General features: G+C 71.6%; 24 protein-coding genes, 1 pseudogene and 1 CRISPR repeat array. Of the genes and pseudogenes, 14 read left to right on the forward strand and 11 right to left on the reverse strand.

Features of this window, described 5'->3' with window-relative positions; translation table 11 throughout:
* From FRAAL_RS24295 to cas2, 6 genes are read left to right on the forward strand one after another with little or no spacing between them, the layout of a single operon-like run.
* A complete protein-coding gene (locus tag FRAAL_RS24295) occupies positions 1–1,458 on the forward strand; it encodes a hypothetical protein (RefSeq protein WP_011606662.1) in 1,458 nt (485 codons plus the stop codon).
* A gap of 8 nt (positions 1,459–1,466) precedes the next feature.
* Entirely contained in the window at positions 1,467–2,528 is a 1,062-nt protein-coding gene (cas7i, locus tag FRAAL_RS24300; protein ID WP_011606663.1) for a type I-B CRISPR-associated protein Cas7/Cst2/DevR, read from the forward strand.
* A gap of 10 nt (positions 2,529–2,538) precedes the next feature.
* A complete protein-coding gene (locus tag FRAAL_RS24305) occupies positions 2,539–5,880 on the forward strand; it encodes a CRISPR-associated helicase/endonuclease Cas3 (RefSeq protein WP_063822661.1) in 3,342 nt (1,113 codons plus the stop codon).
* Entirely contained in the window at positions 5,877–6,392 is a 516-nt protein-coding gene (locus FRAAL_RS24310; RefSeq protein WP_011606665.1) for a CRISPR-associated protein Cas4, read from the forward strand. Before FRAAL_RS24305 ends, FRAAL_RS24310 begins: the two co-directional genes overlap by 4 nt.
* 1 nt (position 6,393) lies before the next feature.
* Entirely contained in the window at positions 6,394–7,374 is a 981-nt protein-coding gene (gene cas1b / locus FRAAL_RS24315) for a type I-B CRISPR-associated endonuclease Cas1b (RefSeq protein WP_011606666.1), read from the forward strand.
* Between the two features lie 4 nt (positions 7,375–7,378).
* Positions 7,379–7,642, forward strand: a complete 264-nt coding sequence (gene cas2, locus FRAAL_RS24320) for a CRISPR-associated endonuclease Cas2 (RefSeq protein ID WP_009742515.1) — start codon at positions 7,379–7,381, stop codon at positions 7,640–7,642.
* A 110-nt stretch (positions 7,643–7,752) separates the two neighbouring features.
* A CRISPR array of direct repeats spans positions 7,753–8,370; the repeat unit is 30 nt; unit sequence GTCGCTGATCATCCCTGGAGGGATCGCAAC.
* Positions 8,371–8,681: 311 nt separating this feature from the next.
* Here the strand turns inward: cas2 and FRAAL_RS24325 are convergent.
* The gene (locus tag FRAAL_RS24325) at positions 8,682–9,434 is read right to left on the reverse strand and encodes an IclR family transcriptional regulator (RefSeq protein ID WP_041939731.1); all 753 of its coding nucleotides are present in this window, start codon (positions 9,432–9,434) and stop codon (positions 8,682–8,684) included.
* Positions 9,435–9,638: 204 nt separating this feature from the next.
* Here FRAAL_RS24325 and FRAAL_RS24330 point away from each other — a divergent pair, with 204 nt between their 5' ends.
* A complete protein-coding gene (locus FRAAL_RS24330; protein ID WP_011606669.1) occupies positions 9,639–10,193 on the forward strand; it encodes a nitroreductase family protein in 555 nt (184 codons plus the stop codon).
* A 141-nt stretch (positions 10,194–10,334) separates the two neighbouring features.
* Here FRAAL_RS24330 and FRAAL_RS24335 read toward each other — a convergent pair whose 3' ends face one another.
* A complete protein-coding gene (locus FRAAL_RS24335; protein ID WP_011606671.1) occupies positions 10,335–10,844 on the reverse strand; it encodes an SAM-dependent methyltransferase in 510 nt (169 codons plus the stop codon).
* 60 nt (positions 10,845–10,904) lie between these two features.
* Here FRAAL_RS24335 and FRAAL_RS24340 point away from each other — a divergent pair, with 60 nt between their 5' ends.
* Entirely contained in the window at positions 10,905–11,174 is a 270-nt protein-coding gene (locus FRAAL_RS24340) for a hypothetical protein (protein ID WP_011606673.1), read from the forward strand.
* Positions 11,171–11,494 (forward strand): type II toxin-antitoxin system PemK/MazF family toxin, encoded by a 324-nt coding sequence (locus FRAAL_RS24345; protein ID WP_041939732.1) that lies wholly within the window; start codon positions 11,171–11,173, stop codon positions 11,492–11,494. The genes FRAAL_RS24340 and FRAAL_RS24345 overlap by 4 nt, the downstream gene beginning before the upstream one ends.
* Before the next feature lie 619 nt (positions 11,495–12,113).
* Here the strand turns inward: FRAAL_RS24345 and FRAAL_RS32090 are convergent.
* The 3 genes and pseudogenes from FRAAL_RS32090 to FRAAL_RS24360 form a co-directional block, all read right to left on the reverse strand.
* A complete protein-coding gene (locus FRAAL_RS32090) occupies positions 12,114–12,542 on the reverse strand; it encodes a VOC family protein (RefSeq protein WP_083866912.1) in 429 nt (142 codons plus the stop codon).
* A 185-nt stretch (positions 12,543–12,727) separates the two neighbouring features.
* Positions 12,728–13,093, reverse strand: a pseudogene (locus tag FRAAL_RS24355) (SAM-dependent methyltransferase); the annotation flags it as partial.
* A gap of 124 nt (positions 13,094–13,217) precedes the next feature.
* Positions 13,218–14,249, reverse strand: a complete 1,032-nt coding sequence (locus FRAAL_RS24360) for a LysR family transcriptional regulator (protein WP_083866913.1) — start codon at positions 14,247–14,249, stop codon at positions 13,218–13,220.
* A 271-nt stretch (positions 14,250–14,520) separates the two neighbouring features.
* Here FRAAL_RS24360 and FRAAL_RS24365 point away from each other — a divergent pair, with 271 nt between their 5' ends.
* Positions 14,521–15,231, forward strand: a complete 711-nt coding sequence (locus FRAAL_RS24365) for a siderophore-interacting protein (RefSeq protein ID WP_011606678.1) — start codon at positions 14,521–14,523, stop codon at positions 15,229–15,231.
* Positions 15,232–15,314: 83 nt separating this feature from the next.
* Positions 15,315–15,983, forward strand: coding sequence for an O-methyltransferase (locus tag FRAAL_RS24370; protein WP_011606679.1), 669 nt, complete (start codon positions 15,315–15,317; stop codon positions 15,981–15,983).
* Positions 15,984–15,990: 7 nt separating this feature from the next.
* Here FRAAL_RS24370 and FRAAL_RS24375 read toward each other — a convergent pair whose 3' ends face one another.
* Complete coding sequence (locus tag FRAAL_RS24375; RefSeq protein WP_011606680.1) at positions 15,991–16,692, reverse strand: SDR family NAD(P)-dependent oxidoreductase; 702 nt, start codon at positions 16,690–16,692, stop codon at positions 15,991–15,993.
* A gap of 138 nt (positions 16,693–16,830) precedes the next feature.
* Here FRAAL_RS24375 and FRAAL_RS24380 point away from each other — a divergent pair, with 138 nt between their 5' ends.
* Positions 16,831–17,688, forward strand: coding sequence for a helix-turn-helix transcriptional regulator (locus FRAAL_RS24380; RefSeq protein WP_011606681.1), 858 nt, complete (start codon positions 16,831–16,833; stop codon positions 17,686–17,688).
* A gap of 32 nt (positions 17,689–17,720) precedes the next feature.
* Here the strand turns inward: FRAAL_RS24380 and ypfJ are convergent, their stop codons facing one another.
* The 3 genes from ypfJ to FRAAL_RS24395 form a co-directional block, all read right to left on the reverse strand.
* A complete protein-coding gene (gene ypfJ, locus FRAAL_RS24385) occupies positions 17,721–18,611 on the reverse strand; it encodes a KPN_02809 family neutral zinc metallopeptidase (protein WP_011606682.1) in 891 nt (296 codons plus the stop codon).
* A 124-nt stretch (positions 18,612–18,735) separates the two neighbouring features.
* Positions 18,736–19,167 carry an ester cyclase gene (locus FRAAL_RS24390; protein ID WP_011606683.1) on the reverse strand — a complete coding sequence of 144 codons (432 nt, stop codon included), beginning with the start codon at positions 19,165–19,167 and terminating at the stop codon, positions 18,736–18,738.
* A 159-nt stretch (positions 19,168–19,326) separates the two neighbouring features.
* Positions 19,327–19,950 carry a hypothetical protein gene (locus FRAAL_RS24395; protein ID WP_041940962.1) on the reverse strand — a complete coding sequence of 208 codons (624 nt, stop codon included), beginning with the start codon at positions 19,948–19,950 and terminating at the stop codon, positions 19,327–19,329.
* A gap of 597 nt (positions 19,951–20,547) precedes the next feature.
* Here FRAAL_RS24395 and FRAAL_RS24400 point away from each other — a divergent pair.
* Both FRAAL_RS24400 and FRAAL_RS24405 read left to right on the forward strand, forming a co-directional pair.
* Entirely contained in the window at positions 20,548–21,552 is a 1,005-nt protein-coding gene (locus tag FRAAL_RS24400) for a GlxA family transcriptional regulator (RefSeq protein ID WP_041939733.1), read from the forward strand.
* 99 nt (positions 21,553–21,651) lie between these two features.
* Positions 21,652–22,554: a TerB family tellurite resistance protein gene (locus FRAAL_RS24405; RefSeq protein ID WP_041939734.1), complete on the forward strand. Its 903-nt coding sequence runs from the start codon at positions 21,652–21,654 to the stop codon at positions 22,552–22,554.
* Positions 22,555–22,626: 72 nt separating this feature from the next.
* Here FRAAL_RS24405 and FRAAL_RS24410 read toward each other — a convergent pair whose 3' ends face one another.
* Together FRAAL_RS24410 and FRAAL_RS24415 are read right to left on the reverse strand one after the other, a co-directional pair.
* Positions 22,627–22,842 carry a hypothetical protein gene (locus FRAAL_RS24410; RefSeq protein ID WP_011606688.1) on the reverse strand — a complete coding sequence of 72 codons (216 nt, stop codon included), beginning with the start codon at positions 22,840–22,842 and terminating at the stop codon, positions 22,627–22,629.
* 184 nt (positions 22,843–23,026) lie between these two features.
* Positions 23,027–23,497 carry an SCP2 sterol-binding domain-containing protein gene (locus FRAAL_RS24415; RefSeq protein ID WP_011606689.1) on the reverse strand — a complete coding sequence of 157 codons (471 nt, stop codon included), beginning with the start codon at positions 23,495–23,497 and terminating at the stop codon, positions 23,027–23,029.
* Positions 23,498–23,603 lie beyond the last annotated feature (106 nt).

Raw genomic sequence — 23,603 nt, forward strand, 5'->3', positions numbered from 1 at the left:
GTGGCCGCCGCCAGAGTCTCCGCCAGCCGGGTCAATGAGCACCTGTTCCTGACGGAACATCCGCTGCAACGATCCGGGGCGCGTTCCATCACCCTTCTCGCTGAGCGGGAGGACGTCGACCAGGTCACCTCGGCGGATTTGGATCGTGTCGCCAAGCACGTCGTCTCGGACGTCGTCGACGCGGCTGTCGCAGACAAGACGGGCGCGGCGTACGACTGGTGGAAGATTCTCTTCGCGATGTACCCGAACGCGAAACCCACTCATGCGAAACGCAGGCGCGACCGGGATGAGCTCACCGCGGAGGTGGCCCGTTATTTCGCCCCGGATGTCGCTGCCTCGGAAACGGCCGGCTCGGAGGCGGCTGGCGGCGAAGTCCGGCCGTGTGCGTTCTGCGGCGGGGCGACGACCGTGCTGTGGGCGAAGTCGACGCTGCCGATGTTCGACACGACGAAGGCGCTGAACACGCTGCCGCCGCGGCTCGCCGGCTGGCCAGTGTGCCGGCCGTGCCGGCTGGCCCTGTGGGCGATGCCCTACGGCGCCTCGGTCACGCTCGGCTCCGCGACCGTGCTGACCTGCGAGAACGCCGAGATCGAGCGACGGTTCACCGAGGCGAACCTGGCACGGTCCGCCCGCATCCGGCAGACCGGCTTCAGCTCGCTGGCGGCCAACGCGTCGCCGGAAAGCGTGGTTCTGCTCGCCCTGGAACAGTATGCGGTCGTCAGGCCCGTCGCCGCCACCCTGTGGAGTTTCAAGAACGATAATCAGGAGCCCTGGCTGCGGGTCAGCGAGACCCGCATCGCGGTCGTGACCTTCCTGCGGGCACTGGGCGGCGACGGCGAGGCCAAAAAGGGATGGTGGGTCCTACGGCGCCGCCTCACTCGCCGCGGACCGGACGGAAAAATTAGCCAGCACGGTCGCGACCTACTCGCCCGCGCATTGTTCGCCTCGACGAACAGCCGTTCCGACCGCATCCTGAGCCATCTGTCCGAGCAGGCCGGTGACCTCTCGAAGATTTCCGGATCGACGATTCGCGCCTGGCGGGCCCTGCACGCGCTCTATCTGAAGGAGATGCACGGCGTGGACACAGCCGATCTCAGACCGGTCACCACCCTGCTGACCGACTGGATCATGCAGGAGAAGAACCCGCGAGGCCGTTTCAACGAGTACTGCCGCGCGGCCAACCGGAGTTATGTGTTGCAACGCCTACTGATGGAGGCGACCGCCCGGCTGTGGCTCGACGGCCGCAGACCCGCCGACATCACGAAAACCGCCCAGCCCCTGCTACACGGCCCGCAAGGATACCAGTGGCGCGGGCAGCTTTTCTTCGAGGTGTCGGCTGAGCTGGACCGCCGTGGCGCCGCGATCGGCAAGAAGAGCGACGACGAGGCAGACGCAATCGAACCCGACGGTCCCCTGTTCGGGACGGACCCGGCGGACCCGGACGACGAAGGGGCGTAGGAAAAACAATGACCTACCTGGCAGGAAAGCTCGTGCTCGCGATCGAGGCCGGCGCCCCGAACAACGGCCGCAGCGACGCCACGACCGCGCGGGTGAAGAAGGCAAGAATCCACGGCCGGGACTATCCCTACGTCTCCGCCCAGGCATTCCGCCGCTGGCTGCGGGACACGATGACGGCCGCCGGTTCGGTGCCGTCGCCGACCCAGCGAGTCGGCAAGGCCCAGCAGAAGGCGCAGAAGGCGACCACCGCCGCCAATCCCATCGAGTTCGCCGACGACGACCTGTTCGGCTATCTGAAGGCGACGTCGAAGTCGGACGACGAGTCCACCACGGTGCGCGACACCGCTTTCATGGTCGGCACGTTCCTGTCGGTGGAGCCGGTCCGCCTCACCGAGGACTTCGGCGTGATGTCGCGGAACATTCCCGAACCGGTCCTGCACGCGCACGAATTCTACACCGCCGACCTGGCCGCCCCCTTTCTGCTCGACATTCCACGGGTCGGCACGTTCACCCTGCCGGACCGCACCGGCGCCGGCCGGCCGAACTACCTGACCGAAAAGGAGGCGCTGAGCCTCGCCGCCGCCGCGCAGGCCGGGGCGACGAGCACCCGGTTCCGCGGTCACGGCGCGGTCCGGCTCCCGCTGGCGGAGCGTCGCAGGCGGGTCGCGCTGCTGCTGGAGGCACTCGCCGAGCTCGCCGGCGGGGCAAAGAAGGCGCTGCACTACGGCGACCGGCTGCCGGCGCTGTTCGCCCTGGTCCCGATGGCCGGCGGGGTGAACCCGCTCGGGTTCGTCATCGACGGCAGCGAGGACGGCACGGGCCTGCAGGTCCGCGGCGACGTGCTGCGCCGCGAGCTGGCGGCCTGGGACGGCGAGTGGGAGGCGCCGGTGCGCGTCGGCTGGCGGCCGGGTTTCCGTGACACGCTGCGCAAGCAGTTCGAGGACGATCTCGCCGACGAGATCGACGCCGGGAAGGTCGTCGTCGGCCATCCCCGCACGGTGCTGCTCGACCTGGCCGGACGCATCCGCGGCGGCGAGCACGACACCTGGTTTGACGACCGGACCCGATGAGACCCCGCGGATGCAGGCCCTCCGTGCACGGTCGGCCCAGCAGGTGGACGGCGTGCCGGTGAGCGCCGCGGCCGGCTGGCGGCAGCCGTCAGAGGCCGTCGAAGCGCTGCGAGTGGAACTCGCCGTGCCGATCGCGTCGTTTCGCGACCCGATGTTTCCCGGGGTGTCCCGCTGCCTGCCGGTTCCGCCGCCGTCCACCGTGCGCGGCATGCTCGCCGCGGCGACCGGACGGCCGAGTGAGACCGTCCCGCTCGGCCTCGCGGCGAGCGCCACGGCCAACGGCGTCGACCTGGAGACGTACCACCCGATCGCCGCCGACGGCTCCAACCCGGCCAGCGGCGGCCGGGTCGCCCCCGGCAAGGGCGGGATGACCATTCGTGAACGGCCGTTCCTCGCCGGCGTCCGGGTCACGCTGTGGATCCCCGGCGCGGCCGGCCGTCGAATCGAGGCGGCGCTGCGCCGGCCGGTGTGGGGGCTGCGACTCGGCCGCTCCCAGGACCTCGTGCACCTGGTCGGCGCGCCCCGCTGGACGGTGCTGCATCCGGCGGAGCGGGCCATGGTCGGCCACGCCGTCGCGCCCCCCGACGGGCATGCGGCGCCGCAGGCGGTGTCACTGCGGCTGGCCGTCGCCGTCAGCGCCGACCGGCTGAGCACCGACTACCGCTCGTTCCTCTGGTGCGCCGACGCCGCCGGAACGCACGCCGTGCACGGCGCCTACCTCGACGGTCTCGACGGCCAGGCGGTCTGGCTGCTTGACGGTGACGCCGATGGTGACGCCGACGGTGACGCGGCCGCCGGCTCGGCCGCCGACGCAAGCGAACTCGACACGATCCTGGCCAAGTCGGCGGACCGGTCGGTCGACGACGAACCCGAACGGCTCACCGCGCACGCGCAGGCGGTGCGGGACGCGGCCCGTTCGATCGCCGCACGGATCGGACCGGCCGGTCCGATCGCCGACGAGCCGCGCTTTTGGGCATGGGTCGAGCAGGCCGCACTGCTCCATGACGCGGGCAAGGTCGCGGAGGGCTTCCAGCGGCAGATCCATCCCGGCGGCAGGCCGTGGAGCGAGCGGCACGAGGTGCTGTCCCTCGCCTATGTCGACCTGTTCCATCCGGAACCGCCAGCCGAGGCCGAGACGGCGACCGACGCCGGGGCGGCGACCGACCGGCTGATGACCGCGACCGGCGTCCTGTTCCATCATCGATCGCTGACGACAAGCGGCCTCGGCGGGAAAGAGCCGCTGGTGAGCCGGTACTTCGAGGACGCGGACTGGGCCCGGTACTTCTGGCGCGGCACCCCCGACGACATCAGGGACGGCAAGCCGCGCCTGCAGATCCCGCGGCGACGCCACGCCGAGCTGCTCGCCTGGTTCGCCGACCGGCTCGACCTCGCCCCGGACCCGGCGGAGGGCCGCAGGCTGTGGGAGCGTGCCCGCGCGCTGTTCCTCGCCACCCGCGACCACTGGATCGACCCGGTTACCGACCGGGAGGGGCTGCTGGCCGTGCTCCTCCAGGGCGCGGTGACGCTCGCCGACCATGCCGGTTCGGCGCACGTCCCGCTCCAGACGCACATGCCGCTGCCCCGCCGCTATCTCGACCGGATTCCGGCACCGTACGACCATCAGCGGGCCGCGGCGGCCGTCGAGGGGCACCTGATCCTGCTGGCCCCGACGGGCAGCGGCAAGACCGAGGCCGGCCTGGCCTGGGCGTCCGCCCGGCTCGACGGGATGCCAGACCAGCCGCGGCTGGTCTGGATGCTGCCCTACCGAGCCTCGATCGACGCCGCCGCCGACCGCTTTCGCGACGACCTCGTCCCGCCGCCCAACCACAACCTGCCACCCGTGCACGGCGAGCCACCGCCCGGCCCGGGTGAGCCGGATAGGCCGGACACGCCGGACAGGCCGGATATCGGCATTCTGCATGCGACGGCTGCGCGGACGCTGCTGGAGCGGGCGGTCGCCGAGGACTGCGCACCCCCGGCGGAGGCGGCGCTCAAAGCGCGGGCGCGAGTCGGGGCGATGCGCCTGTTCGCCCAGCGGGTGCGGGTCGCGACGCCGCACCAGCTCCTGCGGGCCGCGATCGCCGGGCCCCGCTACTCGTCCGTCCTGCTCGAACAGGCCAACTGCCTGATGGTCCTCGACGAGCTGCACGCCTACGACCCGGTGACCTTCGGGCGGATCTGCGCGGCGATGCGGCTGTGGTCGCAGCTCGGCAGCCAGGTCGCGGTGCTGTCCGCGACCCTTTCCATGCCCATGATCGAACTCGTTCAGGACAGCCTGGGCGGGACGGTCGAGGTGGTGCACGCCGCGCCGGGCACTGCTCCGGACCGGCATCGGCTTGTCCTCGCCGACGCGCCGATCACCGCCCCGGCCAGCCTCGACGCCGTCCGCCGCTGGCTGGCCGAGGGGCGTTCCGTCCTCGTCGTCGCCAACACCGTCCGCACCGCGCAGCAGCTCTACGCCGACCTCGCGCCCGCCGCCCGCGCCGCCGCGCCCGACGTCGACGGCCGGGATGCGGATGCGGATGCGGCGATCCTGCTGCACTCACGGTTCAGGGCACGGGACCGAGCGGCGATCGAACGGCGCATCCTCGCCCGTCACCCCGAACGGCAGCCAGGCGATCCGGCCCGACGGTCCGGCGGGCTCGTCGTCTCCACGCAGGCGTTGGAGGTCTCGCTGTGCCTCGACTTCGACCGGGGGGCCAGCGAGCTGGCGCCGATCGAGGCTGTCGCGCAGCGGGCCGGCCGGGTGAACCGGCGCGGCCGGCATCCCGACGGCCCGGTCGAGTTCCGCGTCCACCCGGTCGAGAAGCACCTGCCTTACGAGGAGGAGGCGCTGGCCGCGGCCTGGTCGGCGCTGCGCTCCACCGCCGACACCGATCCGACGATCTCCGAGCAGACGGTCACGGCCTGGCTGGACCACGTCTACGCGACCGACTGGGGTCGGCGTTGGGCGGCGACCGCCCGCCAGCACCGCGACGCGTTCTCCACGAGCTTCCTGACCTTCCAACGCCCGTTCGACGACCGTTCGGAGTTCGCCCGGGGCCTCGCCGAGCAGTTCGACACCGTCCACGTCCTGCATCGCGACGACCTCCCCGAATACCGCGAGCTGGCCGACCGTGACCGCGGTGGCCCGCTGCTCGCCGAGGGGCTGCTCATCCCGATCGGCTTTCACCAGTACCTGCGGTTGGCGAAGGCGGGCCGCGCCGAGGTCCATCGCGGTCTCCGGCTGGCCACGGTCGACGCGCCGTATTCCGCGGAGACCGGCCTCGATCTGTCCGTTCTCGACGACGAGAACGCCCGGTTCGATGACCGTTCGGGGCATCGACCGGCCGACCTGGACACGATCCTGTGAGCACCCCGTATGACCCGACTGACGCCGGCTCGCCTGTCGGCGGCGTACACATCAAGTATCTGCTGCACTGCCCGCGGCAGCTCTGGCTGTACATGCGGGGCTATCGGCCGGAGGGTTCCAGCGATCTCGTCTCGTTCGGCGAGATCGTCGACGAGACGACGTTCACCCGTCGCCGCGACGTCGACCTCGGCGAAGCGAAGATCGACTGGGTGACGACGGGTGCGGTCGTCCACGAGACGAAGTCGTCGCGGGCTCCGAGCCCGGCGCACGAGGCCCAGGTCCGGCACTACTGCCTGCTGCTGGAACGGCGCGGGATCAATGTGCGCAGCGGAGTCGTCCACTATCCGCTGATCCGCCGCACCGTCACCGTCGCCTGGGACGACGACGCGCGCCGCAGCGCCCTCGAAACCGAGACGCAGGCCCGCGCAGTGATATCCGCGCCGGCTGTTCCGCCCCGGCTGGAGCGCCGCCGCTGCCGGGGCTGTTCGTATACCGACTACTGCTGGGGATGAGATGCCCGCCGCCGGGAGAACCTACTGGCTGACTGAACCATGCCGCATTCGGCGGGAGGACAACAGCCTGCGGATCGAACGGGCTGACAGCACGCCCGTCCGCCTGCCCATCACCGATATCCGCGACCTGGTGACCTTCGACCACGTCGACATCAACACCGCCGCCGTGTCGCTGCTCGGCCGGCACGGCGTCGTCGTTCACATCCTCGATCACTACGGCAACTACGCCGGGGCCCTCATGCCGGCGGAGGACATGTCGTCCGCGCAGGTGGTGCGGGCGCAGGTCGACCTGACCGCCGACCCCGTGCGACGGGCCGCCATCGCCCGCTCCCTGATCGCGGCGACCGCGGCGAACGTCCGCTGGGCGCTGGAGACCGACCTGCTCGACGGGCCGCTGGACGCGCTCGGCACGCGCCTCGCCGCCGCGGAGAGCAGCGAGGAACTGATGGGCGCCGAAGGCACTTTCCGGCGCTCCGCGTGGGGAGTGTTCGACACGATCCTGCCAGCCTGGCTCCGCCTGGACGGTCGTACTCGGCGACCGCCGACGAACGCGGGCAACGCCTTCATCAGCTACGCGAACAGCGTCGTCTACGGCCGGGTCCTCACCGCCCTGCGGGCCACTCCCCTGCATCCCGCGGTCGGTTTCCTCCACGCGGACACCGACCGCCGCCGCAACACCCTCGCCCTCGACCTCGCCGAACCGTTCAAACCCCTGTTCGCCGAACGCCTGCTCCGCCGCGCCGCCGCTCAGAAGACGCTCCGCCCGTCCGACTTCGAGGCCGACGTGGGCGCGGCGTCGCTAAGCCGCGAGGGCCGGAAGAAGGTCTCGATGATGATGCGCGAAGAGCTCGCCGCCACCGTGTTCCACCGCACGCTGAAGCGAAAGGTGTCCTACGAGGAACTGATCCATCTGGAGGCGCTCAAGCTGGTGCGGCTCTGCCTGGAGGACACTCCGTACACGCCGTTTCGGCCCTGGTGGTAGCGGGATGTTCGTCGTCCTCGTCTACGACACCGCAGCCGAGCGCAATCCGAACGCCCTGCGCACCTGCCGCAAGTACCTGCACTGGGTCCAACGCAGCGTCTTCGAGGGAGAGCTGTCCGCCGCCCAGTACCGCGCCCTGATGACCACGCTGCGCGACCAGCTCGACCTCACCTACGACAGCATCCGCGTCTACCGCACCCGCTCCCCCGCCCTCGTCGAAACCGAATGGCTAGGCGTCCCCCTGGGCAACCAGGACTCCGTCCTCTAGCCAAGACGATCAAGGCTCTGACCAGCACAGTTACATCACCGCCGGACCGCTGCAAGATCACCCCCTCACCCCCACCCCACCGCACCCCTGACCTGCACCTTTACCATGGGGTCGCTGATCATCCCTGGAGGGATCGCAACGAATTTCCGCCTCCGTCTCGGAGGCGAAGTAGGCAGTCGCGGATCCTCCCTGGAGGGATCGCAACGCCGCGGCGCCACCCAGGGCGAGGCAGCCCGCGTGTCGCTGATCATCCCTGGAGGGATTGCAACGTGACCGTGTCGACGAACAGCGCGGTGCTGATCACGTCGCTGATCATCCCTGGAGGGATCGCAACTGACCGGCCGCCGGCAGGACCTCGCCGCCAGCTCCATGTCGCTGATCATCCCTGGAGGGATCGCAACATCGTCACGGGCGGCCGGTGGGGGGGCCGTCTGCCGTCGCTGATCATCCCTGGAGGGATCGCAACGGCAGCTCGCACTCGAACCAGTCGTACGCGTCGAGTAGCTGATCATCCCTGGAGGGATCGCAACGCGAGCAGGTCCTGGCGCGTGTTCTGCGGCAGATCGGCCAGTCGCTGATCCTCCCTGGAGGGATCGCAACAGAGCATCACGCGGGCGCCCTGCGCGAGCATGAGGTCGCTGATCATCCCTGGAGGGATCGCAACGCGTCTGGGCCGACCCCGGCCGGGACCCCCGCGGGTCGCTGATCATCCCTGGAGGGATCGCAACGCGGCCGCCGGACGGCCATCGGAGGCCAAGCTCCGACCACCATCTCGACGACCTTGGTGTTCGGCAGCGCCGACCGCGGCCGATTTCGGTGCATCTGTGCGGTCTGGGCCCGCAGACTGTGCATTGCGTACCGCAGTGCGACCCCACCCCGGCGATCATGGTGTTCGGCGGAGCTGCACGCCACGGACTGCCTCCAAAGCCAAGTGCCTTCACCCAAGGTCCAGCGATCCCGCGGTTCCGCGGAACCGCGGCCCGTTTCGACGGTGACCCGGCCGTCGACGAACACTCATGGATCGAGTCGAACGACAGGGTCAGGGCGATCGTCGGGACCCGCTGAAGCGCGGCTCGGTGATCAAATCGGGTGGGGTGAGGTGGGCGGTGAGGGCGGCGGCTGTTGCGGCGAGGATGGGGGCGGCGCGGCGCGCGGCCGGGGCGGACGGTGCTGTCACGGAGAGCGCCGCGGCCGGGCCGGCCTCGCCCATCGGACCCACCGGGGCGGCGATCTCGCACTCCCCCAGGCGTCGCTCCTCCTGAGTGGTCGCGAGCGAACCGCGGCGGATGTCGGCGAGCTGGCGCAGGAGTAGCCCCGGCGCGGTGACGGTGTACGGGGTGATCCGCACCAGGTTGCCGAGGATCTGCCGGCGCAGGTCGTCCGGGCCGTGGGCCAGCAGGAGTTTGCCCGCCGCCGTCGCGTGAAGCGGCAGGTGCGAGCCCGCGGCCCCCGTCTCACCCAGCTCGTCCACGACGAGCAGCCGGTCGCCGTCGAGGCAGGTGAGGGTGACGGCCCGACCGGTCGCCGTCCGCAGGCCGCGCAGGTAGGGCTGGCCGGCTTCGGCGAGCCGACGCTGGCAGGGGACCTGACCGCCCAGCACCCACAGTCGGGTCCCGAGCCGATACGACCCGTCCGCCTGGCGTTCCAGCCCTCCCCACGCCACGAGTTCCCGCACGAGCCGCAGCGCCGTCGGCAACGGCAGGCCAGTCCGCGCCGCGATCGTCGTCAGCCGCAGGCAGGTCGCCCCGTCGAACACGTCCAGGACAGCCAGCGCCCTTCCTACCGCCGACATGCCACCGCTACCGCCATCACCGCCACCGCCTTCCGGACGCCGCGCCGTCCCCAGGCGTCGCGCGATCGCGTCACGGCCGGGCACTCCGAGCACTCACCACCGCGCCGCTTTCACCTGATGAAACCGGACGCTACCGCCCTGGCGCCGCCACCGGGCAACCTGTGGATTCCCCGATCCGCACCGACGCCCCTGGGAGGCCCGCGCATGCTGCTGGATCTGTCGTCCGACGAGTTGTTGTCCACCACCCGGGCGGTCCGCCACCGCCTGGACCTAGCCCGGCCGGTGCCGTGGGAGCTCATCCAGGAGTGCGTCGAGCTCGCCGTGCAGGCACCGACGGGCCGCAACCGGCAGCGCTGGCACTTCGTCGTCGTCACTGACTCCGAGCGGCGCCGGGCGCTCGCGGACGTCTTCCGGCGGGCGGTCGCCGCGGCCGACCCGCACGCCAGCCCGCTGACGCGGCGCGACGTCGAGCGGATGAACGCCCACCCAGAGTCACTGGCCAGGATTGGCAGCGGTTTCCGGCACCTCTACGACAACATCCACCGGGTGCCCGCGCTCATCGTCCCCTGTGTGGAGGGACGGACCGACGGCGCGTCCGTCCTCGCCCAGGCGATGACCTGGGGCTCGATCCTGCCGGCCGTGTGGAGCTTCATGCTCGCCGCCCGCGCGCGGGGGGGTTGGGCACGGTGTGGACGACCGCGCAGGCGCCCCTCGAACGCGAGATGGCCGCGCTGCTGGGCGTCCCGTACGACCGGGTGATGCTGGCCGCGTTCATCCCCCTCGCCTACACCCTAGGCACCGACTTCCGACCGGCTCCCCGCGTCCCCCTCGACCAGGTGCTGCACCGCAACCACTGGTAACGGCGAAGGCGGCGGCAGGCTCTGGGGAAGCCGGGCGGGACTACGGCTTGCGGGCTATGCCGCCGTAGCCGCTGACCTGGGCGTCGGTGAGCTCGGGTGGGACGTCGGCGTCGGGGCGCCAGCGGTGCAGGGGCTGGACGCCCGGCTCGACCGGCTCCAGGCCGACGAACAGGGACTCCACCTCGGCGCGGCTGCGAGCCGCGGCGGGGATGCCCCGGTCCAGGTAGGTCTGGACGAGCCGCGCCACCCCCGGGTCGTAGTCGGCCGTCGAGTGGGTGATGACGACGTGGCTGCCGGACGGCAGGCCGTCGACGAGGCGGCGCACGATGCCGTGCGGGTCGTGGTCGTCGGGGAAGAAGTGGAAGATCGCGATGAGGGAGAGCGCGACCGGCCTGGTCAGGTCGAACGTCGAGCGCAGCTCCGCGGAGTCGAGGATGCTCGCCGGGTCGTGCAGGTCGGCGTGGAGGTAGGCGGTGCGCCCCTGGGCCGTGCTGGTCAGCAACGCGCGGGCGTGGGTGAGCACGATGGGTACCAGCCCCGGGATACACATGCCCCTGCCCTACGCGTCCACCGACCCTCGGATGTTGTACGTTTGTTGTACAGTGGAGTCATGAGTGTCGGATTCCGCCCCACCGAAGAGGACCTCCGGATCGTTGAGGCCAACCGCCGCCAGGACGAGAAGACCAGTGACGTCATCCGGCGCGCTCTGCGACTGCTGGACCGGGAGGCGTGGGAGGTGCGTGCCCGCGAGGACATGCACCGGCTGCGGAATGAGGACCTGTCCGCCGAGCCCGATGCGTGGGAGTACGACACCAACGGCAACATCGTGATCACAGGTACGAACCTCGCGGTACCAGCCAGGTCCCAGGACCACCCGTGATCCGCGGCGCCGTGTACCCGGTGGACCTCGGCGACGCCAAGCGCGGGCATGAACAGCGGGGACGTCGACTCGGCCTCGCCCTGAGCATGGAGCAGAACGCGTGGTCCACGGTCACGATCGTGCCCACGTCGACCAGCGCACAGGCGTCCGCCTTCAGACCAGAGGTGATCATTACGGGACGGTCGACCAGGATCCTGATCGACCAGATCCGTACCATCGACAGCTCCTATGTCACGGGTGAACTCGTGGACTACCTCTCCCGCGACGACATGGCCCAGGTCGAGCACATCCTCTCGCGCTACCTCGGCCTGCTGCACTGAGCGCATCGCCTGGCTCCCGTACATCGACCTCCCCGCGCGACCGGGTGAAGACGGAGGTCCGACACAGCTGACAGACCTGTCGAGCTGTGCTTACCGCCCCCCGGCCGAGCCGCGCGGAATGTGCAACCCGGGTACGGACCCGGATACGACCCGATCACCAAAAGATGCAGGGCAGAACCCTGAGAACGGTACAAGGGCGGTCGGTACCACCCCTTGGTTGCATATGGAAGGCCGTGATCATCTTCCGCCTCGGTCTGCCGGCCGAGCGTCTCCGTTGGGCAAGCCGACCCGTACCGCAGGCGCGACAGCGCCGAGGAACGGGAGCGGCGCGTCAGCACTTCACGCGCTATCACCCGATTACAAGATTGGCCCGGCACGTCCGGACGCCCACGATCGTCCTTCGTTCGCGGTCACAGCCCTGACCGCGTCCACTGAAGTTCGCTCTGGTCGGCTGACGTCCTCGGGCTTAGCTGTACGGATGGCTGTACCGCACCGCGATGCTTGGCACCGCCCGACCGCACGACCTTGCTCTCGCGGGATAACTCCCGCCCCACACGGGACCGGCTTTAAGAGAGGCTCGAGGAAGACGGCTCCACACCTCGCCGGTCCCGGAGGATGCTCAGTCAAGACAAAACTCGTTTCCCTCGATGTCCTGCATCACGATGCAGGAATCGTGGCCGTCATACAGCAGTCGCACACGCGCCGCGCCGAGCACGGCCAGTCGTGCGCATTCGGCTTCGAGCGTGACGAGGCGCTCTTCACCCACGAGCCCGGAGCCGACCCTCACGTCAAGATGCAGCCGATTCTTGACGACCTTTCCCTCGGGAACGCGCTGAAAGAACAGTCGCGGGCCCACACCTGAGGGATCAATGCAGGCAAACCATGAACCCTGATCCTCAGGAAACCGGGAGCCGTTGAAGTCGTCCCAGGTGGCGAACCCTTTCGGGGGAGGCGACACGACGTACCCCAGCACCTCACACCAAAAGCGAGCGACGCGCTCAGGTTCAGCGCAGTCAAAGGTGACTTGGAACTGCTTGATCGATGACATAGGCGCACCATAGCATGGGAGACCTTTGCTCATCTCCCGCATTTTGGCGGGAGGATGGCCCCTGGGAGCCGCTGCTGCGTGTCGTGCGGTCACAGGGGCCGAGCCGTGCATGTACAACGCGGGTATGGAATCGTTGTTCGCCCGATTGCCAAAAGATGCTGACGAGAAGCCTGAACCTACACCGGCACGATCGGGTCGTTGTCCGCGTAGACGACCCGGGCGTCGGGGGCGACGTCCTGCACGACCTCGTGCAGGTTCGGCGAGGTCGGGATGCCGGTTCCGACGTCGAGGAACTGCCGGATGCCCACCTCGGCGGCGAGGTAGCGGGCGGCCCTGACCAGGAACGCGCGGTTCTGGCGGGCGGCGAGCGGCGCGTTCGGGAACGCGGCGATGGCCTGCTCGGCGGCCTCGCGGTCGGCCGGGAAGTTGTCCTTCCCGCCGAGGTAGTAGTCGTACATCCGGGCCGAATGCGGCTGGTCGACGCGCAGATCCACCGGGCCGCTGCGGTGCCCGGCGTCGACGGAGGATCCCTGAGGCTCCGCAGCCCCCAGTCCAGTGTTACTCACCGCATCAACCCCCACCGGTGCGTCCAACTCGAAGAACCGAGCCAGAAAACCCTATCCCGCAGTGGATTCAGGAGTTGATGACGGCACGACGCACGAGGATGACGACGATCTAGTAATCATCCTCAGTAATTGACTCGCGGATGACGTCGCGGACCTGGGCGCGCAGCCAGCGGTGGGGGGCGTCGGCGTCGTAGCGGGGATGCCAGGCCAGGCACAGGGACAGGGACGGCAGGTCCAGGCCGAGATCGAGGGGCACGAGGCCGAGCGCGGCGAGCCTGTCCCGACCAAGCCGCCGCGGCGCCACGCCCACGAGATCGCTGTGCGCGACGAGCGACAGCGCGACGGTGTGTGACGAGACGGAGGCGACGACCGTGCGGCGCAGCCCGAGCGCCGCCAATGCCTCGTCGATCGGGCCAGACAGCCGGCCGCGGCGCGAGGCGACGACGTGCCGGGCGGCCGCGAGGCGCTGGGGGGTCAGCGGGCCCTCGGTGAGCGGGTGTCCGGCGCGGACCACGGCGATCGCCGAGTCCGCGCCGAGGGTCTCGACGCGGATCTCCGGCGCGGTGGAGTCGATCTGGCCGATCTCCAGGTCGGCGGTGCCGTCGCGCAGGGGGTCGGCCGACGGTGTCGGCTCCGGCAGGAGGCGCAGGCGCACGCGGGGAGCCTGGCGGGCCAGCCGGTCGAGCAGGCCGACGCCGATCGTCGCGACGAGCATGTCGCTGCTCAGGATGGTGAACGTTCGATCCAGGGTGGCGAGGTCCGGCGCCCCTACCGGCGCGAACACGGCGTGGGCACGTTGGACGAGGTCGTGTACCTCGGCGTGGATCTCCAGGGCGCGCGGGGTCGGGACCATCGTGTTGCCGGCGCGCACGAGGATCGGGTTGCCGGTGGCCCTGCGGATGCGTCCCAACGCCCGGCTCACCGCCGGCTCGGTGAGGTGCAGCCGCCGGGCCGCACCGCTGACGCTCCGCTCGGCCAGCAGCGCGTCCAGGGTGACCAGCAGGTTGAGGTCGATGCCGGCGAGCGGTCGAGCCTCGGCGAATGCGCTGGACCCGCCGGAGGCGGCGGCAGGAAGGGCGACGGGACGAGCCGGGTCCGCGTCATCTCCGGAGGCGGCGGGCAGGTCGGCGGCGGAATGCATGACATGCATCCTCACATTGCCGTACTTGCATTTGAAGGCAGATCGTCGCCGTCCTACGCTCAGCCCTAACGACCTATCGCGATGTTACGCAAACCGTCGAGGAGCTGCCGTGGCCGCCGACTCCCCCACAGCCCCGCCCGCCGAGTCATCCGATCCGGCGGGGCCGTCCGACCAAGCAGAGCCGTCCGACCAAGCAGAGCCGTCTGCTCCGGCCAGACCGCCGGCTGCCGCGGTTCGGCCGAAACCCGGGCGCCGGCGCCTGCTGGACCGGGTGTTGCTGCGGGTGCACGTGGCCGCGGTCGAACCGCTCGCCCGGCGCACCCGGCGCATCGTCCTCGCGGGCGAGCCGCTGACCGGGCTCGCCTGGACGCCGGGGCAGAACGTCACCGTCTTCCTCGCCGACCCGACCTCCCTCGCCTCCTGGCGCCACGGGCCCCGCGACCTCAAACGCAGCTACTCCGTCTGGAACTACGACCCGGCCGGGCGGCTGGAGCTCGCCGTCTACGACCACGGCGGCGAGTCGCCGGGAGCGAGCTGGTCGCGGACGGTCCAGGCCGGCGACGGCGTGATCGTCACGAAGCCGGACGGGCGTCTCGTCGCCCGCCCCGGCGCGTCCCTGCACCTGTTCGCCGGGGACGACACCGCCGCGGTCCCGCTCGGCGCGATCCTGCGCAGCCTTCCCGAGACCGCGCGGTGCTTCGCCGTCTTCGAGTGCAACGAGCCGGCCGACGAGATCCCGCTGCCCGGGGCGTCGACGCCGACGTGGGTGCACCGCCACGGCGCGTCGGCCGCGAGCTCGGCGTTGCTGCCGGCCGCCGTCGCCGGGCTTGACCTGCCCGCCGAACCGGGCGTCGCGTACGTCGCCGGTGAGGCCCGCACCGTCCAGGCCGTGCGCGACCACCTGGTCAACGACCGCGGCTGGCCCCGCCGGGACGTCCTCACCCAGCCGTTCTGGACCCCGGGCAAGCGCGGCCTGGACTGACCCCGAGACCTCACGGACCCCTCGCACCCGACGAGGGCGGCAGGACCCAGATCATCGAACACTCCGAAGGGGATCGATTCCGCATGCCCACAGCTCTGCAGGACGCCGCCGTCAGCGCCGTCCTCGACCGATCGTTCGCCGCGGCCGAGAAGGACGCCATCACCCTGGAGGCCTTCCGGTCGGCGGTGGGGCCCGACCGGACCATCGGGGACTACACCCCGGCCGAGCTGGCCGACCTCGCCGCCGACGTCTACATGCCCGTGTCCCGGGAGGTCGGCACGCTGCTCTACCTGCTCGCCCGCGCGAACCGGCCGGCGCTGACCGTCGAGTTCGGCACGTCCTACGGCATCTCCGCGATCCATCTCGCGGCGGCCGTGCGGGACAACGGTGCCGGCCGCGTCATCACCACCGAGCTGTCGGCCACGAAGGCGAAGGCGGCGGCCGGGAACCTCGCCGAGGCCGGCCTGGCCGCGTTCGTCGAGATCCGGGCGGGCGACGCGTTCGAGACCCTGCGCGAGCTGCCCGGACCCATCGACCTGCTGCTCCTCGACGGCTGGAACCAGCTCTACCTGCCGCTGCTGCGCCTGCTCGAGCCCCAGTTGGCCTCGGACGCCCTCATCGTCGCCGACGACATCACCCTTTTCCCCGCGGAGACCCGCGACTACCTCGACTACGTCCGCACCCCCGGCAATGGCTACACAGGCGTCGAGATCCCTCTCGACGACGGCCTCGACCTCACTATCCGTCACTGACCACCCGTCACCAGGCGGCCGGGCCGGTGCGGTCGAAGTAGCCGCCGGTCGGGCCGTCGGCGCCGATCGTGGCCAGGCGAACGATGACCTCCGCGCCCTCCTCGACGGTCTGGGTGCCCTGGTGGCCGTTGAGGTCGGTGGCGGTGTAGCCGGGGTCGACGGTGTTGAACCGGATGGCGGGGAACGCCTTGGCGTACTGCGCGGTGATCATGACCAGCGCGGTCTTGGAGGAGTGGTAGTCCAGCCCCGTCACCTGGGACTCGATCCGGTTGGGGTCGTTGGTCGCCGCCAGCGAGCCGAGACCGCTGCCGACGTTGACGACGACCGGGGCGTCGCTGTCCGCCAACAGCGGCAGGAAGGCGCGCGTGACCCGCACAACGCCGAAGACATTCGTGTCGTAGGTGGCCAGCATGTCGGCCGCGGTGACCTCGCCGAGCCGGCCGAGCTTGCGCGCGCCGACGATCCCGGCGTTGTTGACCAGGACGTCGAGGCCGCCGGCCTCCGCGCGGACGGCCTTGGCGGCGGCCTCGACGGACTCCTCCTCGGTGACGTCGAGCTGAACGAAGTGGGCGCCGAGCCGCTCGGCCGCCTCCGCGCCGCGCTGTGCATCGCGCGCCCCGACGTAGACGGTGTGCCCGGCCTCGGTCAGGCGGCGGGCGGTCTCGAACCCGAGACCCTTGTTCGCTCCGGTGATCAGGGTGGTCGTCATTTCTTGGTCATCTCCGATGATCGGCGGACTGGTCTCGCCTCCACCGTCGCCGTACCCCGGGTCTGCAGCCAGTGCCCACCGTTGCCAGTGGACTGCCAGTACCAGGCTGTCCGGCGCCGCCGCCGGGATACTCAAACCGTGAGTGGATCCGGGGAACTGGGCCGGGCGCTGCGTGGCTGGCGCGACCGCACCGCCCCGGCCACGGTGGGGCTGCCCGTCGGCGGAGTGCGTCGGGCCGCCGGGCTGCGCCGCGAGGAACTGGCGCAGCTCGCCGGCCTGTCGGTGGACTACCTCGTCCGCCTGGAGCAGGGCCGGGCGACCTCCCCGTCCGCGCAGGTGCTGTCCGCGCTCGCCCGCGCCCTGCGCCTGTCGGCGGCGGAACGCGAGCACCTGTACCTGCTCGCGGGCCAGTGGGCGCCGGGTCCCGGGCAGGTGTCGGCGCACATCCCGCCGGGGGTCCGGCGGCTGCTCGACCAGCTCGACGGCGCGCCGCTGAGCGTGTGGGACGCGGCCTGGAACCTGATCCTGTGGAACCCGTTGTGGGCCGCCCTGATCGGGGACCCGTCCGCGCGGCCCGGACGGGAGCGCAACATCGTCTGGCTGCATTTCATCGACCCGCCGTGCCGGATCAGTAACACCCCCGAGCAGGAGGTCCGCTTCAGGGCGGCCATGGTCGGCGATCTGCGAGCGGCGGCCGCACGCTACCCTGCCGACGCCGGCCTGCGCGCCCTGATCAAGGACCTGAGGGACGCCAGCACCGCCTTCGCGGACCTGTGGGACGCCGGAGTCGTCGGCGTCCACGAGGCGGTCACCAAGACCGTCCACCACCCCACCGTCGGCGTGCTCACCCTCGACTGCGACGTGCTCACCGCTCCCGGCGCAGACCTGCGCATCGTCGCCTACACCGCCGCCCCCGGGAGCGACGCCGCCGACCGGCTCCGGCTCCTCACCGTCATCGGCACCGAGGCGATGACCGAAGACGGCACCCCGCGATAGCTCGCCGGACCGGTGAGCAGTCAGGCGCGAGGTCAGGCGTGGGGGACGGTGCCGCAGGAGGCCAGGGTGGCGCCGCGGTAGCCGGTGAGGAACGAGTCCTTGCGCTGCTGGGCGGAGCCGTGGGTCCAGGTCTCCGGGTTGACCTGGCCTGCCTGGGCCTGGATGCGGTCGTCGCCGACGGCCTGGGCGGCACCGAGGGCCTCGTCGAGGTCGGCCTCACCGATGGTGACGTTGCCCGCGTTGTTCGCCAGCGTGCTCCACACCCCGGCGTAGCAGTCGGCCTGCAGTTCGAGCTGGACGCTGAGCGGGTTCTCCCGGGACGGGTCGGCCTGCTGGGCCTGGCGGACGCGCGCCTCGGTGCCGGTGAGCGTCTGGAGATGGTGGCCGACCTCGTGGGCGACGATGTACGCCTGCGCGTAGCGGCCCTGGGCGCCGTAGTTGCGCTGGAGCTGATCCAGGAAGCCGAGGTCGATGTACACCTTGCGGTCCGGCGGGCAGTAGAACGGCCCGACCTGCGACGACGCCGTGCCGCAGCCGGTGCGCACCGCCTGGGAGAAGTAGACCAGCCGCGGCTTGGTGTAGGTCTGGCCGCTGCGGGCGAACTGGGCGCCCCACACCTCGTTGATCTCGTTGAACGCCTTGAGGACGAAGCAGTCGTCGTACTGGTCGATCGCCCCGGCGGTGTTGCAGCGCCGGGCGACGTCGCTGGACGTGCCGCTGCCCGAGGTGCCGCTGCCGGGCTGCGACAGCGGCGACCCGGCCGAGTCCGACCCGCCGCCCCCGAGGACCGCGACGAGCAGGTAGATGACGACGCCGAGGATGCCGGCCCCGCCGCCGCCGACCGCGAGCCCCCGGCCGAGCCCCCCGCCCCCGCGCTGGTCCTCCAGCTCCGAGGCATCCACCGACTCGTCGTCGAACTGCATGTCCCGCCCTCCACCGCGCCCCGGGACCGTCCGATCCGCCCGAGTTCCGCACGCAGTATGTCCGGATCGATCAGGATCCGAACATCGACCCGCCGAACCGGCGGCGGGCGGCGCGCCGGGGGCGTCAGCGGGAGGGCTCGTCGGCCGCGTCGAGCTGGCGGGCGAGCAGGGTCTGGTCGAAGTAGAGGCGGTTCTCGGTGATCAGGCCGTGCTGGACGCGGTAGACCTCGACGACCCGCAGGGTGACGCGCCGCCCGGTCGGAGGGTGCTCGGTGCCGTCGGCGTCGCGCAGGACCCCGGTGTGCGTGGCCGTGAGGGTGTACTCCTCGACGACGAGCTCGCCCTGCTCGGCGAGGATGTGGGTGTCGACGTCCGCGTCGCCGAACGCGGCGAGGAAGGCGGCGCTGTAGCCGGCGGCGGCGTCGCGCCCGGCGATGCGCACCCCGCCGGGGGCCTCGACGACGAGGTCGTCGTCGAGCAGCGCGTGGACCGCGGCCTCGTCACCGGCGTCGAAGGCGTCCAGCGCCCGCTTGACCGTGTCCAGCGCCTCCCCCATCGGGCCCTCCCGCTGCGTCGCCGCGACCTCACTCAGCGGAAATCATCCCATCGGACGCGGCCGTGCGACGACGAATTCACCGGATCCCACCGCCGCCGGGCCGACGGGCGGCACCACCGGGCAGGGCCGAGGGGCGAGGGGCGGGGCGGCGGATGGCGGTCAGACGCCGGTGGTCGAGCCGGGGCGGAGGATCATCAGGACGGTGACGGTGGCCCAGAGCAGGTTGAAGATGCCGGCGGTCATCGCGAGCCGCTTGGTGCGGGCGAGCGCGATGCCGTTGCTGGTCGCCGCGCCGCTGTCCAGGGCCGCCGCGACGCGGGAGGGGGGCAGGCTGTGCGTCGGCATGTCGGCGGTCGGCAGGTCCATGACCGACAGACCCCGGGCGGCGGACCCACCCTCGGGCGAGGCGTCGCCGGCGCCGGCGTCGCGCGCGGCCCCGGCGGCGGTGATCTCGTCCATGAGGTTGCGCTGCGCGGGCAGGATCGCGAACGCGAGCACGAGTGCGGCGAGGCCGGTCAGCGCAATCGCGACCATGAGCCAGGTCTGGCCGAGAACGTCGAGGCTCTGCGCGGTGAAGAATCCGAACACGACCACGAGCAGGCCGAGCGCCGAGTAGATCCCGCAGATCCGGTACAGCACCCGCGCGATCCCGGCGGAGTGCTCGTCACCCGGGCGGGCCAGCGCCGCGCGGGCGGCCGGCGGGAACATGCTCGCCGCCACCGTGACCGGCCCGATCGCGACGATCGCGGCAAGGACGTGCACGCTGAGCAGGAACTTGGTCACGGTTTCGCCCCGCGGGACGCCTCGGGCGCCGACCGCGGCGGCCGAGAACACAGCAACCGGGAGCACAGCAAGCAGTTCACGCAACACACCTCGCCGGGACGGGCATCGCCCGGCCGCGAAGCCGCGGGGATCACCAAGCCGCGGGGATCGCCGAGCCGCGGACATCACGGAGCCGGGAGAAGGGTCGGACGGTTCGACGTCGACGCTACGACCGCCGGGACGCCGGCACGCTGACAGGATTGCCAGGTATCGCCGTCTTCTCGCCAACCCCCGCCGTGACCGCGGTCCCCGGCCTCCGCCCGTCCGCGCCCCTCAGGCCTCAGACCAGCGCAAATAGCTCAAATGCTCTCAAAACTCCCCGGGCGACGACGGAAAGGAACCGTTCGCCACCATCGGGCTCGCCCGGACCCCCGACCTCGCGCGCTTCCCTGCGACCAGACCGGGACGACCAGACCGGGACGACCAGACCGAGAGGTCGCACCGGGACGACCGGACGGGGGGCGGACCCGTCGAGTCGCCGCGGGCTCCGCCAGCGGGCCGGAGGCGGGCGAACGGAAGCGGGCGAACAGGTGCCGCGGGCCGGTTAGGTTGGCCGGTATGCACGTGGTGGCCGTCCTCGCGATGGACGACGTCGTCCCGTCCGACCTCGCGACACCGCTGGACATCTTCGGTCGCACCCGCCTGGCGGACGGCCGCCCGGCCTACGAGGTGCGGCTCTGCGCCGCGGACGCGGAGGTGACGGCGGGCGCGTTCGCCCTGCGCGCCCCCTGGCGCCTCGACGCGCTGACCTCGGCGGACACCGTCATCGTGCCGGGTTGCGACAATCCCGCGACCGAGCCGGACGCCCGGGTGCTGGACGCGCTGCGGACCGCCGCGGCGGGTGGGGCGCGCCTCGCCTCGATCTGTGCCGGCGCCTTCGTCCTCGCCGCGGCGGGCCTGCTCGACGGGCTGCGCGCCACCACCCACTGGATCGCCGCGGCGGAGCTCGCGCGGCGCCATCCCGCCGTCGACGTCGACCCGAACGTCCTGTTCATCGACAACGGCCAGATCCTGACCTCGGCCGGCGCCGCCGCGGGGCTGGACCTGTGCCTGCACATGGTGCGCCGCGACCACGGCACGGCCGTCGCCGCCGAGACCGCCCGGATGTCCGTCATGCCGCTGCAGCGCGACGGCGGGCAGGCGCAGTTCATCGCCCGTGAGCAGCCGCCGCCCGACGGCACCGAGCTGGAACCGCTGCTGGGATGGCTGACGGCGAACATCCACCGCGAGCTCACCCTCGCCGACATCGCGGCGCACGCGATGGTCAGCACCCGCACGCTCAACCGCCGCTTCCGCGAACAGACCGGGTTGACGCCGGTGGCCTGGTTGCAGCGCTCGCGGCTGCGCCGGGCCCAGTACCTGCTGGAGACCACCTGCCATCCGGTGGAGGCCATCGCCGCGCAGGTCGGCTTCGGCTCGCCGGCCGCGTTCCGGGAGCAGTTCCGCCGCCTGGTGGGGACGAGCCCGCGGGCCTACCGGCGGACCTTCGGCGGCGGCGGCGTCCTCGCGGCCGCGCCCACACCGATGGGCCACCGGAGCCGGACACCTCACCGTCCGAGGTGACGCAGCCGAACCACCGGGGCGGGTCCGCGGGCCGTCTGGGGGATGATGCCGTCAGCGAGTGACCCACCTTGTGCCGTGCGTCTTCGGAGGGGAGTCGGTATGCCCGTGCAGGCCGCCGTTCGGCTCGATGTCCGGCTGTTGCTGCGGATCGACGACCGGGTGCTGCTGGCGCGACCACCGGACGACGTCTGGCACGTGCTGCCCGGCGGCCCCGTGGCCGGCGGCGAGAGCACCGACGACGCACTCGAACGGCAGGTGGGGCGGCTCGCCGGGCCTCGGGTCGTCTCCCGGCAGTTCGTCGGCGCGGTCGAGCACGACGGCTCCATCACCGGCCGGTCCCCGGAATCCGCGACGGACCACGTGCTCAGCGTGCTTTTCGCCGGCGTCTGGCCGACCGGCATCCCGACCCCGTCCCGCTGGGGGGAGCACACCCTCGTCCCGGTGAACATCGACGTCCTGCTCGCGACGCGGCTGCGCCCGCTGTCCATGGCCGAGGTCGTGCGCCGCTGGCTGGCCGAGGGCTGGCCGCTGTGGCGTGGGCTGGACCCCGCCGGGGCCAACCGGCGGCTGCCGTCGCTGGCCTCACTGCGGGCGCAGCTGTTCGCCCGCCGCGAGGAGCTGCGGACGCTGGCCTTCCGCGACGCGGCGGTGGCGATGTGCGCGCTGGTCACCGCCGCCGACGGGCACATCGACCCGACCGAGCGGGAGGGGCTGCGCGGCTTCGCCGCCACCGACCCGGTGCTGTCCCAGTTTCCCGAGCAGGACACGGTGCGGCTGTTCGAGGCGCATCTCGACCGGCTGACCACGGACTTCACGGCCGGCCGCCAGGCGGCGTTAGCCGAGATCACCAAGGTGCGCGGCCGGGTGGCGCAGGCCGCCGCCGTCGTGCGGATCGGGCAGGTCATCGGCCTGGTCGACGGGGAGTTCGTCGCCAGCGAGCGGGCGGTCGTGCGGGAGGCGGCGCTCGCCCTCGGCCTGGAGCCGGCCGAGTTCGCCCTCTGACCCGGCGGCCCGGCCGCAGCCACCGGGCGGAGCGCCCCGAGGTCACCGCCCCGACGGCCTTGGCGCCGACGGTCAGGCGTCGTCCTCCGAGCCCGCCTCGACGACGCGGACCGTGCCCACCGCGCGCCAGTTCACCGCCAGGACGTCGCCGTCCGCGAGGGCGATCCGGTCGAGCCCGACGTTGCCGGCCCGGCCGCTCATCACCTCTTCGGCGCGGCGGCGGAGCGCGGCCGCGTCGGTCCCCGCCGGCAGGTCATACGCCCGGCCGTCGAGCACCAGCCGCGCCATCCACCCTCCCGCACCACCCGACCGCACCACCCGACCGCACCACCCGACCGCGCGACACGACCGAAACGTGGACCGGAACCACCGACCGGACCGTCGACCGACAGTAATATGTTCCGTACACGGAGTGCGCCGTCGTGAGTCGGGCGGCGCCGGGCGCGTGCTCGTTCCGCCGTCCTGCGCTCGTTCAGTCGTCCTGCTTGATCCCGAACCACCCCATGACCTTGCCGCCGAACTTCAGGTCGCCGTCAATCTTGATCTTCCTGGTGAGGAACAACTTGGCGCCGCTGACCTGGCCGACAAGGACCCGCACGAACCGGACCCGGTCCGTGGTGATGGTCAGCGCACGGTCCGCCGGCGCCGTGCCGGAGCCGGCGGACGGCTCGGTCGCCAGCGTGCAGGCGCCGTCGACGACGTGCAGTTCGTAGGTGCGGGTGCTGCCCTCCGGCCCTCCGGTGAGCGCGAAGCGGACCAGCGCGTTCTCGCCCTGCGCCTGCTCGGGCCGGAACGTGTCGCGCATCTGCCGGAAGATCTCGTCAAGGACGCGCTCCCCGGCCGGGCCACCCAGCAGATCGGAGATCTCCCGCTCCGACAGGGTGGACAGACCACTGACGATCTTGGCCGGGTCGGCCGTGGGGTCGACGGCGAGGTCGGACATGGCCACTCCATTCGTTGACGGGCGGCCCGCCAGGCGACGGGCGCGGCACGAGCACGCTAGCGAACCCCTCGGCGGCATTCGTCGCCCGGGGCGCCCGATCGGGCCC

Origin of the sequence: Frankia alni ACN14a (genome assembly GCF_000058485.1) — a bacterium.
In the GTDB taxonomy this organism is placed as follows: Bacteria; Actinomycetota; Actinomycetes; order Frankiales; family Frankiaceae; genus Frankia; species Frankia alni.

What these genes read in the sequence shown, in the direction of transcription:
- FRAAL_RS24360 (WP_083866913.1), bottom strand. Translation starts at nt 14,249, where the DNA reads ATGCATTCCGCCGCCGACCTGCCCGCCGCCTCCGGAGATGACGCGGAC.
- FRAAL_RS24400 (WP_041939733.1), top strand. Translation starts at nt 20,548, where the DNA reads ATGCACGTGGTGGCCGTCCTCGCGATGGACGACGTCGTCCCGTCCGAC.
- FRAAL_RS24415 (WP_011606689.1), bottom strand. Translation starts at nt 23,497, where the DNA reads ATGTCCGACCTCGCCGTCGACCCCACGGCCGACCCGGCCAAGATCGTC.
- FRAAL_RS24390 (WP_011606683.1), bottom strand. Translation starts at nt 19,167, where the DNA reads ATGGGGGAGGCGCTGGACACGGTCAAGCGGGCGCTGGACGCCTTCGAC.
- FRAAL_RS24305 (WP_063822661.1), top strand. Translation starts at nt 2,539, where the DNA reads ATGCAGGCCCTCCGTGCACGGTCGGCCCAGCAGGTGGACGGCGTGCCG.
- ypfJ (WP_011606682.1), bottom strand. Translation starts at nt 18,611, where the DNA reads ATGCAGTTCGACGACGAGTCGGTGGATGCCTCGGAGCTGGAGGACCAG.
- FRAAL_RS24375 (WP_011606680.1), bottom strand. Translation starts at nt 16,692, where the DNA reads ATGACGACCACCCTGATCACCGGAGCGAACAAGGGTCTCGGGTTCGAG.
- cas1b (WP_011606666.1), top strand. Translation starts at nt 6,394, where the DNA reads ATGCCCGCCGCCGGGAGAACCTACTGGCTGACTGAACCATGCCGCATT.
- FRAAL_RS32090 (WP_083866912.1), bottom strand. Translation starts at nt 12,542, where the DNA reads ATGTCATCGATCAAGCAGTTCCAAGTCACCTTTGACTGCGCTGAACCT.
- FRAAL_RS24330 (WP_011606669.1), top strand. Translation starts at nt 9,639, where the DNA reads ATGCTGCTGGATCTGTCGTCCGACGAGTTGTTGTCCACCACCCGGGCG.
- cas7i (WP_011606663.1), top strand. Translation starts at nt 1,467, where the DNA reads ATGACCTACCTGGCAGGAAAGCTCGTGCTCGCGATCGAGGCCGGCGCC.
- FRAAL_RS24370 (WP_011606679.1), top strand. Translation starts at nt 15,315, where the DNA reads ATGCCCACAGCTCTGCAGGACGCCGCCGTCAGCGCCGTCCTCGACCGA.
- FRAAL_RS24340 (WP_011606673.1), top strand. Translation starts at nt 10,905, where the DNA reads ATGAGTGTCGGATTCCGCCCCACCGAAGAGGACCTCCGGATCGTTGAG.
- FRAAL_RS24410 (WP_011606688.1), bottom strand. Translation starts at nt 22,842, where the DNA reads ATGGCGCGGCTGGTGCTCGACGGCCGGGCGTATGACCTGCCGGCGGGG.
- cas2 (WP_009742515.1), top strand. Translation starts at nt 7,379, where the DNA reads ATGTTCGTCGTCCTCGTCTACGACACCGCAGCCGAGCGCAATCCGAAC.
- FRAAL_RS24405 (WP_041939734.1), top strand. Translation starts at nt 21,652, where the DNA reads ATGCCCGTGCAGGCCGCCGTTCGGCTCGATGTCCGGCTGTTGCTGCGG.
- FRAAL_RS24335 (WP_011606671.1), bottom strand. Translation starts at nt 10,844, where the DNA reads ATGTGTATCCCGGGGCTGGTACCCATCGTGCTCACCCACGCCCGCGCG.
- FRAAL_RS24325 (WP_041939731.1), bottom strand. Translation starts at nt 9,434, where the DNA reads ATGTCGGCGGTAGGAAGGGCGCTGGCTGTCCTGGACGTGTTCGACGGG.